At 50.9% G+C, this 8,815-nt stretch carries 4 protein-coding genes; all 4 read right to left on the reverse strand.

Annotation, left to right across the window (positions count from 1 at the left end):
- A partial coding sequence (locus C2U68_RS20875) for an NAD(P)H-dependent oxidoreductase (RefSeq protein WP_140914404.1) occupies positions 1-1,108 on the reverse strand: 1,108 nt, incomplete at its 3' end.
- A 593-nt stretch (positions 1,109-1,701) separates the two neighbouring features.
- Complete coding sequence (locus C2U68_RS20885) at positions 1,702-4,854, reverse strand: efflux RND transporter permease subunit (protein ID WP_140914405.1); 3,153 nt, start codon at positions 4,852-4,854, stop codon at positions 1,702-1,704.
- 2 nt (positions 4,855-4,856) lie between these two features.
- Positions 4,857-6,317: an efflux RND transporter periplasmic adaptor subunit gene (locus C2U68_RS20890; protein WP_140914406.1), complete on the reverse strand. Its 1,461-nt coding sequence runs from the start codon at positions 6,315-6,317 to the stop codon at positions 4,857-4,859.
- Positions 6,310-7,617 carry a TolC family protein gene (locus tag C2U68_RS20895; protein WP_140914407.1) on the reverse strand — a complete coding sequence of 436 codons (1,308 nt, stop codon included), beginning with the start codon at positions 7,615-7,617 and terminating at the stop codon, positions 6,310-6,312. Before C2U68_RS20895 ends, C2U68_RS20890 begins: the two co-directional genes overlap by 8 nt.
- Positions 7,618-8,815 lie beyond the last annotated feature (1,198 nt).

Raw genomic sequence — 8,815 nt, forward strand, 5'->3', positions numbered from 1 at the left:
CGCCAGGCGCCGCGACCGTGTTTTGAGGATCGACGTCCGGCAAATTGTCGTAAACCTGCTCGACGGTTTGGTTTTCGGTTAAGGCTTTGACAACGGCCGGCAAGGGCTCAGCCCGGATACCGGGCAAATCTTGTTCCAAAGGATTCACAATCGGGAACGCCAATTTCTCCAGCGGCGGGCAAAACTCCGCGTTCACGCCGCGCTTATTGCCACGCGCGTCGATCCGGTACCAGCCGTATTGCTGCAAGTAGACCGCATTCAATCCGTGCAGACAAAAAGAGGGTTGGTCGCCGTCTATCTTCAATCGCTGGTAACACAACCCGGCGGGAATGCCGTTGGCGCGTAGCAACGCGGCCAGCAAATGGCTTTTGGCATAACAATAGCCGGTGCCGTGGATTAACACCTCGGAGGCTTTGCAGGTCAAGGGATTCAGCCGGTAGTCCCAACTATGTTTGATCTGGTCGCGGACGAATTCGAAACAGCGCTTGGCGATCTCTTCCTCATCGGCGCAGCCCTCCGCCAATTTTGCCGCTTTCGCTACGATCAGCGGATGTTGGCTGTCGATATAGTGGCTACTGTCGAGGTAGGGATTCATTACCACGCGTTGGATTTGTGCCAATACTCCGTTCAATAAAGCCGAGATCTCCGGCAAAGCCAACAAGTTCTCCTCTGTGACATTCGCGCTCGGCAACGGTAAAGTGATCGATGCCGCTTCGATCAGGTTGGCCGACATGGTGGTCAAGGTTTCCCGGAGCGCGGCGTCGGCGTGATGGGCCCGCGGCGTCGCGTTCAATACCACCACCGGTTTGTTAACAAAGCCTTCGAAGCCCACCAGCCAATCCAGTGCGTTTTTGATGGTACCGGTAACGCCGTGGGCATATTCCGGGCTTGCGATCAGCAAGGCATCCGCCGAGGCGACTTCGCTGCGTAATAGCTGTGCGGCGGCCGGAGGCGCGTTTTCCAAGTCCGGATTGTACAAGGGCAAATCGCCAAGCCTCGCGAACAAATAGACTTCCATAGAGACCGGCGCCAGAAGCCTCACCGTGCGCAACACGGCCGAATTGATGGACGCTGCCCGCAAGCTGCCGGATAAAGCCAGTATTTTCATTGCAGAGTTACGAGTTGCATGTCAGGGAAAAGTGGTGGCTGCTCAATTGAAAGCCCCGGTTAAGATACCATCGATGCGCATGATGGCGCCGATAAACGGAATCCAAAGTTACGCCACGGCAACCGTGCGCTTAACGCATGCTGGATCAGCCAATCGAACGAGGCGCTGGCAGAATCTTGCGAAGTATCGCCGCTTAACGTGGCCAAATCGTCGATATACAGTATTTTGCCCCAGGCCAAAAACTCGGAGAAACGAAAACCCGCCACGCTTTTAACGGCACCTTGTTGTCTAACAGCCAGAATTTGGTAGGACTGCGTTTGTTGGCGGCGAACCTAGGCTAAAAGCTGTTCCTGCGAAAGATGCGGGCGCAACTCGCTGAACACAGGAAAACAGGCTTCGAAAGTCATGGCTAGGGTTTAACAAATAAATCAAAAGGCCGGCTGTCGGCAACAACCAACATTTTTTGATTCAAACCAAGCCAGATTTTGAACGTCTTGGATCGGCAAAAGGCCAGTTACCAATCGCCACAATTAGACAGCAAACGATCAAATACCGGCCATTAAGCCGCTTTTTTGTTATTAACAGCCTCCTGATTAAGTTCTACGCCTGCAAAAACATGAAGCCTTGGACTCTCGCGGTCTTAACGAATAACCTTTCAACAGCGCATAAATGGCGGGGATTACGATAAGCGTCAGCAGCATTGAGGATATCATACCTCCCACCATGGGGGCGGCAATGCGGCGCATCACTTCCGATCCGGTTCCATTACTCCACATGATGGGTAATAGACCTGCCATAATGGCAGCCACCGTCATCATCTTCGGTCGCAGCCGTTCTGCAGCACCTGTGACTACACAGTTATAGAGTTCGGTTAGCCCCATTTCCTTACCTTGTTGCCGGCATTCTTCGACTTTCGCTTGATAGGCATGATCTAAATAAATCAGCATGATGACACCGGTTTCGGCAGCCACCCCGGCCAGTGCGATAAAGCCGACACCCACTGCCACGCTGACGTTGTAGTTCAAAGCCCAAAGCAACCAGACGCCACCCACCAAGGCAAATGGCACCGACAACATGACAATTAGGGTTTCCGTCATGCGTCCAAAATTCAGATACAGCAGGATAAAAATGATCAGCATGGTCAATGGTACGACTATCTTCAAGCGCTCAACGGCACGCTCCATATACTCGAATTGCCCACTCCAGGTCATGTAGTAACCGGTAGGCAGTTGCACAGCTTTCTCGACAGCGAGCTTGGCATCATGAACATAGCTGGCGATATCGCGATCCCGCAAATCCACAAATATATAGGCCGAGAGCAGTGAGTTTTCGGTACGAATGCCGGGCGGTCCTTTGGATAAACTCAGATGTGCCACCGACGACAACGGAATCATTGCGCCGTCAGCAGTCGTTACCAGTAAGTGATTGCCTATGGCATTAGGACTGTTCCTGAGTTCGCGCGGATAACGCACGATCACGCCAAAGCGTTCCCGGCCCTCGACCATGGTAGTGACCATTTCTCCGCCAATAGCCGTTGAAATCAGGTTTTGAATATCACCCACCAGCAAGCCATACCTCGCCAAAGCGTCATAGTCGGGATCGATATTCAAATAATACCCCCCGGTAATCCGCTCGGCATAAGCACTGGTGGTGCCGGGTACGTTCTTGATGGCTTGTTCGATTTGCTGGGCTAGCCGTTCCATTTCAGCCAGGTCGTTACCGAACAATTTTACGCCAACAGGCGTCCTAATACCGGTTGCCAACATATCGATGCGATTTTTGATCGGCATGGTCCAAGCATTACTGACGCCAGGGATTTGCAGGGCCTGATCCATTTCTGTAATCAATTTGTCGACGGTCATGCCGGGTCGCCATTGTGATTCTGGCTTTAGGTTGACCACCGTCTCGGACATCTCTAAGGGTGCTGGATCGGTGGCTGTGGCGGCGCGACCGGCCTTGCCAAATACCGATTCGACTTCAGGAAAAGTTTTAATGATGCGATCTTGAGTTTGCAGCAGCTCAGCGGTTTTGGTTACCGACATGCCGGGCAATGTCTGTGGCATGAACAGCAACGTGCCTTCGTTTAAGGTCGGCATGAATTCACCACCCAATTGCATGGCAGGGTAAATACTGGCAACCAGTACCAGTATCGCCAGCAACACAGTGGTTTTTTTAAAACGCATGACCCAAGTAATCACGGGACGATACAGCCACAGCAATAGCCGATTGACCGGGTTATCTTGTTCTGCCCGGATATGACCGCGCACAAATAGCAATATTAGCACCGGCACTAAGGTGATCGATAGTAAGGCCGCGCCGGCCATGGCAAACGTCTTAGTGTATGCCAAGGGTTGAAATAGCCGACCTTCTTGTGCTTCCAGGGTAAACACCGGTAAGAAGGATACGGTGATAATCAGTAAGCTGAAGAACAAGGGCGGGCCGACTTCCCGGCAGGCATTCAAAACAATGGCGTGTCGGGGCAATTTATCCGCATCATGCTCAAGATGCTTATGCACGTTTTCTATCATGACGATGGCGGCATCGACCATCGCGCCGATGGCAATGGCGATACCGCCAAGACTCATGATGTTGGAGTTCATGTTCAGCAAATGCATGACGATGAACGCCATCAATATGCCTACCGGCAACATCACAATGGCGACCAACGCGCTGCGCAGATGCAACAGGAATATCGCACAAATCACCGCCACCACCACGCTCTCTTCCAACAACGTGTGCCGCAGATTTTCAATCGCCCGATGGATCAAATCGGAACGGTCATAAACCGCTTGAATACTAACCCCGGTTGGCAGGCCTGCCATAATTTCCTTTAACCGCAGTTTCAGGTTGTCAATCACTTCCAGCGCGTTTTGACCGTAGCGGGCAATCGCAATGCCCGATACCACCTCGCCCTCACCATTCAACTCGGTAAGGCCGCGACGCTCATCTGGGACCAATTCCACTCGGGCCACATCCCGCACTAACACGGGTGTGCCATTGGCAACTTTTAATACCAGTCGTTCCAAATCCTGACTACCATGCAAATAGCCACGACCGCGCACCATGTATTCGGTTTCGGTCATTTCGATGGCTCGACCGCCCACATCGCGGTTGCCATTGGCAATCACCTCGGTCACGGTTTTTAGTGGGATGCCATAAGCCTGGAGTTTATGTGGATCAACGGTGACTTGATATTGCTGCACAAACCCACCGATGCTAGCCACTTCGGCAATCCCTTGCGCCTTGGTCAATTGGTAGCGTACAAACCAGTCTTGCAAGGTACGCAATTCAGCCAGCGAGTATTCCTTGCCGAGCAACACATATTGATACACCCAGCCCACGCCGGTCGCATCCGGCCCGAGTTGAGGGGTAACGCCACGCGGCAAGCGTCCAGCCGCAAAGTTTAAATATTCGAGAACCCTGGAACGCGCCCAGTAAATATCCGTACCATCCTCAAAGATCACGTACACAAAGGATGCACCGAAAAATGAGAAGCCCCGGACTACCTTGGATCGCGGCACACTCAGCATCGCGGTGGTCAGTGGATAAGTGACTTGATCCTCGACCACCTGCGGCGCTTGACCGGGGTATTCGGTGTAGACAATGACTTGAGCATCGGACAGATCAGGCAAGGCATCCAGCGGAATTTTGATCACCGCGTAAATGCCGCCACAGATTAAAAATAGCGTCGTGATCAGCACCAGAAACACATTTTTTAACGACCAGGCAATGACACGTTCCAACATCGCTAGTGCCCCATTACATGTTGACTGTGCGCGTCATGCTCTGGCATGGCTGGCATATTGTCCTGGGGCGACTTGCTCTCCGGCATCTCCTCTTCGCTGCTCATGCTATCAAGCGCTGATTTCAAATTGCTTTCGGCATCGATCAGGAAATTAGCGCGGGTGACGACATTGTCACCCTCTTGTAAACCTTCAAGCACTTCGCTGAATCCGTTGGCCTGATGGCCTATCTTCACGGTGCGCGGCTCGAACCGGCCATCATCGACTTGTACCAGTGCTACCTGCCGCGTACCACTATCGAGAATAGCCGAATCGGGGACACTCAGCTCTCGGTGTCGTTGTTGAGTCGTTAATAATTCAACGCTACCGTACAGGCCGGGTTTCAGAAAACCTTGGGCATTGTCCATGTCCACCCTGACCTTGACGGTGCGTGTGTCGGTATTCAACGTGGGAAAGATAAAACTGACTTTTCCATGAAAGGATTTATCAGGGTAAGCCTTGATATTGACGCTAACCTCTTGACCTAATTTAACCCACTCTAAATCTGGCTCGAATACATCGACCATCAGCCAAACGCGACTTAGATCGGCAATTTGGAACAGTACCTCGCCCGGCATAAAACGCATGCCTTCTACCGCAGGCTTGTCCATGACTACGCCATTGACAGGCGATTGTAACGACAAGGTTTCAATCACGAGTCCGCGCTCTTGCAAACCTTGTAATTGCGCCGTGCCAATATCCCAATTTTTTAGGCGTTTTAAAGCATTGCGAGTGAGTTGCTGTGCCGTGGTTAGCGCCTGTGGGCTTGCCTGATCTAATGCAACTTCACCTTGTCTGGCAATAAGATATTCCTGCTGCGCCGTCAGTAGATCGGGGCTGTAGATCTCCAATAACGGCTGTCCACGTTTGACGGATTGTCCGGTGCTATTGACCAGCAAGCGTTGTATCCAACCCTCGAATTTTGCATTGATAATATGGAGTCGGCGCTCATCGACTTGAATACTGCCCAGCGCACGGATCGAACGGGTTAAATCCCGATATTGCACGTTTTCGGTTTTAACGCCGAGTTTCTGAATTTTTTCCGGACTAATGCTCAAGAGTTTGGACCTGTTAGCTTCACCCTCATATACAGGCAAATAATCCATGCCCATTTCGTCTTTTTTCGGTACAGGCGAGGTATCAGCAGCCCCCATAGGGTGGCGATAGTACAAAACGCGGCCTTTGTTCGTCTGGGCTGTCTGCGAGACTTCATCGGCATAGACGGGGAGATAATCCATACCCATTTCGTCTTTGGTGGGTATAGGCGATGTTACCTTCGGATTCATGGGGTGTCGGTAGAACAACGGCTTTCGTTCAGCGACTGACGCAACGTTTTCCATGGGTTGCTGTTTACCCGCTAACCAATAGCCGCTGCCGATGCCGATCAGCAAAGCCAGTACGCTGACCAAAATTGCATACTTAGTCATGGGTCAGTTCCTTGCCAATTAAGTTGGATAATTCCGCCAGTATTTGCTGGGTTTCCACCAGCGATTTCCAATATTGGCTTTGATACTGAAACAAGCTCAGTTGGGTGCGGAGCACATCACTGAAGCCTGACTTGCCAACCGGATACCCGGCCATCAAGGAACTGACCGCCTGCTGCGCTTGGGGAATGATTTCATGCTCGAATAATGCTAATCGCTCTTTTGCATGTAAGTATTGAGCGGTGTTGGCGGCAATTTCGCCATGTACCTTGTTATGCTCGTCTTGCAAAGCGTACTGTTCCTGCAGCAATTCACTATTGCGTTGATCAACTGCCTTAGCCTGTTTCTGTTCGGCATAGATCGGCAAATTGATGCTGAGTTTGACGCTAGCAAAATCGCTACGGGATTCCCCAGACGGGGTGTTTTGCCTGACCGCATAACCAGCCCCCAGTGTCAGATCGGGATAAAAATCCTTTTCGGCGATTTCAATGCGGGTCTTGGCTGCGCTGAGCATTTTGCGATGCTGCTCGAACAACGGGCTATGCTCCATGGCTTGAGCCTGCATATCAGAAACGATCAACACCGGGGTTTTGATCTCAGCTTGATTGGGCAGAGCCACCAAGGTATCGGCGCTACGGCCGAGCAGAGTGTTGAGCTGAATACTATTACTGTGGCGCATACCGATCAGCTCAAGTTTTTCGTCCTTAAGTTTTGAGAGCTCTAGCTGGGCCAGCATCACATCCTGTTGTTGCCCCTGACCGACTTTGTAGCGGGACTGGGCCATATCGATCAGTTGCTGAAAAAATTGTTCGCTTTCAGCAATGACATTGATGGCTCTATCGTAATAAAACAAACGCCACCAGGTCTGTTTGACATCGCGTACCAAGCGCAAGCGGGCTACATCCACGGAGTCCGCTGCCGCCAGGGCTTCTTGTTCAGCCGCTTGCTCCTTCAGGGCCAACTTGCCTGGAAAGGGGATCATCTGGCTGATGCCGACATCCATCATCGTCATATCTTCCTTGCGAAGACTGAAGCTATTGGTGGGAATATTTAAGGTATCGAAATTAAGCGTCGGGTCTGGTAGGGCGCCTTCTTGCGAGGGAATGGCGGCCAATGCTTCGGCACGGGCTTTAATTTCTAAGATGCCTGGGTTTCCGGCCTGAGCTAGTTCAACAGCCTTTTCCAGGGACAAAAAACCTTCATCAGCATGGCCTACGCCGATGAAAATCATCAGACAACAGCCGAGCGCCCAATAGGGCCACGACACCCGATCAACAGGTGTGGGGTATAGCAAGGGGGACATTATTTTCTCCGATCAATGGAAACACAGGCTCACACCAAAGCATGGAGCCTTATCACGCCAATAAGGCGCGGGTTACCTGGGAGAAGTAGCTAATTCAGAAAGGTACAGAACCGATAGCGTATCGGTATGGGATTGGCAGTGGGTCTTCGTTGTCTATGACGGATAAAAAGGCAGAGTAATGGGCTAAAAATATAGATACTTAGCCAAGTCAGGCACAGGATAAAAACGGGTAGATCAGGCTTATCGATTTTGAAATTTAGCGCGGGGTTAGGCTGGGAGTCCGGACACGCCTTGAGTGTACAGTTTTGGTTTGGTGAGGGTTTCGTCGCTGCGTCGCCATGATGCGCCGAATCGGAACAACCAACTGGCATGGTGTCCGTCACTGGTATTTGCATTTGCGCAGGCATCGGCATCGCACACGTTGACGACACCAGCATGAAGAGCCAGCTAGTCAACATGATCAGCACCATAACGGTCTGATAATGATGATGTCGAAAAAATCCCGCAGTCATTTTGCCATTGTGATCAATTGAAGTGTTTAATACTATTGAACCCTATTACGCATGAAGACTAGATTCAATTCCAAGCGTAAAGTTTCCCTATCAAAACAAAAAATGAATACTTGGCACAAGCCAAAGATTCATTATCATCACTCTTTAGAGTATAGAGCAAGACATCGCGAGCGGCGAGTTTTTGCAGTATCGCTTTGATAGTTTTACTCGCTGTCCCCCAAGCGAGCAGAGTCACCTAGTAACCCGATAAGCACAAGTCCCAAATTTATCCACACCGAAACCTTAGCATACTATTTTTTCCGAATTCTGCGGTTATGCCTATTAATGGTAGCAAAAGTAGTGCTGTGACTTTTCAAAGTCGATGTCAACAGTCATTAGCTAGAACCCGCTAACCACCTAGATAGAGGTAAACTAAAATGTCATAGTCGTTGTCAGCAGTGTTCAAACCCGATGTCAGCAGGTTGCAAATTGTCGAAGTCGGCGTCAGCACGGCGCAAAAATGGTTAGATCATCAGCCGTATGATCAGGAGCCGTTTGGCAGAGCATAAACCTTGTAACCAGCAGTACAAATAGGTTGTCGTGAAATTTAGAATTTGTACGGCATTCAAAATACTACCTGCTGACATCCCTTTGACAATCTACTGACACTGACTTTGAAAAGTCACACGTGCAGTCGTCTTCTGACA

The organism is Methylomonas koyamae, assembly GCF_006483455.1.
In the GTDB taxonomy this organism is placed as follows: Bacteria; Pseudomonadota; Gammaproteobacteria; order Methylococcales; family Methylomonadaceae; genus Methylomonas; species Methylomonas koyamae_B.

What these genes read in the sequence shown, in the direction of transcription:
- C2U68_RS20885 (WP_140914405.1), bottom strand. Translation starts at nt 4,854, where the DNA reads ATGTTGGAACGTGTCATTGCCTGGTCGTTAAAAAATGTGTTTCTGGTG.
- C2U68_RS20890 (WP_140914406.1), bottom strand. Translation starts at nt 6,317, where the DNA reads ATGACTAAGTATGCAATTTTGGTCAGCGTACTGGCTTTGCTGATCGGC.
- C2U68_RS20895 (WP_140914407.1), bottom strand. Translation starts at nt 7,617, where the DNA reads ATGTCCCCCTTGCTATACCCCACACCTGTTGATCGGGTGTCGTGGCCC.